3 protein-coding genes are annotated in these 2,230 nt (G+C 60.4%); all 3 read left to right on the top strand.

The window, feature by feature from the left end; translation table 11 throughout:
• Window positions 1–101: 101 nt before the first annotated feature.
• Window positions 102–476 (top strand): transposase, encoded by a 375-nt coding sequence (locus tag H9532_RS12970; RefSeq protein WP_296369200.1) that lies wholly within the window; start codon window positions 102–104, stop codon window positions 474–476.
• A complete protein-coding gene (tnpB, locus tag H9532_RS12965; RefSeq protein WP_296369199.1) occupies window positions 473–823 on the top strand; it encodes an IS66 family insertion sequence element accessory protein TnpB in 351 nt (116 codons plus the stop codon). The genes H9532_RS12970 and tnpB overlap by 4 nt, the downstream gene beginning before the upstream one ends.
• Window positions 824–882: 59 nt before the next feature.
• Window positions 883–2,230, top strand: a 1,348-nt coding sequence (locus tag H9532_RS12960; RefSeq protein ID WP_296369197.1) for an IS66 family transposase, incomplete at its 3' end; no start/stop codon positions are given.

Here is a 2,230-nt window from a genome sequence, read left to right as displayed (position 1 = left end):
GTAACCCTTCGCGGTGGGCCGTCTTCTTGTGCTGAAGCTTTCCGTTTAGGTCCGACGTTATGTCCGACCATAGATACAGACCCGACGTAGAGATCCTATCTGTGACCGATACCGGCCGCCGTCGGCGGTGGACGGATGCGCAGAAGCTTGGCATTGTTGAAGAAAGTTTTGGCCCTGGTGGGAGCATTGCGGATACGGCGCGTCGCCACGACATCGGACGCACCTTGCTGGTGCGGTGGCGGCGTCAATATCGCAATGGAGAATTATCGGGTGGTTTGGCGCCACTTCGGTTCACACCGGTGACGCTTGCGCCCCCTGCAACCCCAGCGGGACCAATGGCAGCAGAACCGGGAGTTGTGTCGGTTTCGAGCGACCGTGCCGAGATCACGCTTGTGAATGGCAGGCGTCTTTCGGTTGCAGCGACGATCGATCCTGTCGTGCTGGCGCGGCTCGTTCAGGCGTTGGATCCGTCATGATCGCGTTTTCTGCAGGGACGAAGGTGTGGATCGCAGGTGGCGTGACAGACATGCGGTGTGGGATGAACACCTTGGCGCTGGCGGTCCAGCAGGGCCTTGGTCGCGACCCACATGCGGGTGAAATCTTCTGCTTCCGGGGGCGCAAAGGTGATCTTGTGAAGCTGCTTTGGCATGATGGCCTGGGCATGTCGCTGTATATAAAGCGCCTCGAGGCGGGAAAGTTCATCTGGCCTGTGAGCCAGAGCGGGACGGCAGTGGCGATATCCGCAGCGCAGCTTGGCTATCTTCTCGAAGGTATTGACTGGCGCAATCCGCGCTGGACGCAAAGGCCTCAAACGGCTGGATAATTTGCGGAAAAAGCCCTGATTTTGTTGGCTCTTTGTGGTGTCCATGGTATGAATTGGCCATGTCAGATGCCGCTTCCGAAATCGCCAGATTGCGTGCCGCCCTTGTTGCGGAAATGGCGCGCGCCCGGGCAGCGGAAGGCGAATTGGCGCAGGCCCGTGCCTTGGCCTCCTGCACGGAGGCGATGATCCAGGAATTGAAGCTCGAGATCGCCAAGCTGCGGCGCGACAAATACGGCGTCTCGTCCGAGCGCCGCGCACGGCTGATTGATCAGTTGGAATTGCAGCTTGAAGAATTGGAGGCAGGTGCCACCGAGGATGCGCTGGCGGCTGAAGTGGCCACTGCTGCGGACACGACCAGCACGGTGCGCGCCTTCACGCGGCGCAAGCCGGTGCGCAAACCCTTTCCAGACCACTTGCCGCGTGAACGTGTTGTGGTCGAGGCGCCGACCAGCTGCACCTGCTGTGGTTCAGATCGCATCGTGAAGATGGGCGAGGACATCACCGAGACGCTTGAAGTGATCCCTCGCCAGTGGAAGGTGATCCAGACCGTCCGCGAAAAGTTCACCTGCCGCGCTTGTGAAAAGATCAGCCAGCCGCCGGCCCTGTTCCACGCTATTCCGCGCGGTTGGGCAGGGCCGCAGCTGATCGCGATGATCGCCTTTGACAAATATGGACAGCACCAACCACTGAACCGGCAATCCGAACGGATCGCACGTGAGGGGATTGAGCTTAGCCTGTCCACTCTGGCTGATCTGATCGGTCATGCCTGTGTTGCACTGGCCCCGATCCATGCGCTGATCGAGCGTCACGTGCTGGACGGCGGCCGTCTGCATGGCGACGACACTACTGTGCCGCTTCTGGCCCGCGGCGGCACGAAGACGGCGCGGCTCTGGACCTATGTGCGCGATGACCGGCCTTGGGATGGGGGCGCGCCACCTGCCGCCCTCTTCAAGTTCTCGACAGATCGTCGCAAGGAGCATCCGACCCGACATCTGGCTGGATGGCACGGCGTGCTGCAATCAGATGTCTATGGCGGCTACAACGATCTTTATCTGGCAGATCGCAGTCCAGGTCCGGTGCGTTCTGCGCTGTGTTGGAGCCATGCAAGGCGCAAGTTCTTTGAGCTGGCCGATATCAAGGCCATCGCCCGCAAGGGCAAAAAGGTTGCGGAAGAAATCTCGCCTATCGCGTTCGACGCTGTAACGCGGATCGACGCAATCTTTGCTGTCGAGCGCGAGATCAATGGCCTGTCCGCTGCAGCGCGTCATGAGGTCCGCCAGCAGCGGGTCGCACCTTTGGTCCATGATCTCTATGATTGGATGCTGGCCGAGCGGGCCCGGATGTCCAAGCACAACCCTGTCACCAAGGCGATCAATTACATGCTGGACGGAGAAGGTCGCTGGGAAG

Origin of the sequence: Vulcanococcus sp. Clear-D1, from assembly GCF_014654725.1 — a bacterium.
Lineage (GTDB): Bacteria > Cyanobacteriota > Cyanobacteriia > PCC-6307 > Cyanobiaceae > Vulcanococcus.
The sequence above is the reverse complement of the archived record's forward strand: the minus strand, read 5'-3'. Positions and strand labels throughout refer to the sequence as shown.

Excerpts from the sequence above, each read along its gene's own strand:
- tnpB (WP_296369199.1), top strand. The coding sequence starts at position 473 with ATGATCGCGTTTTCTGCAGGGACGAAGGTGTGGATCGCAGGTGGCGTG.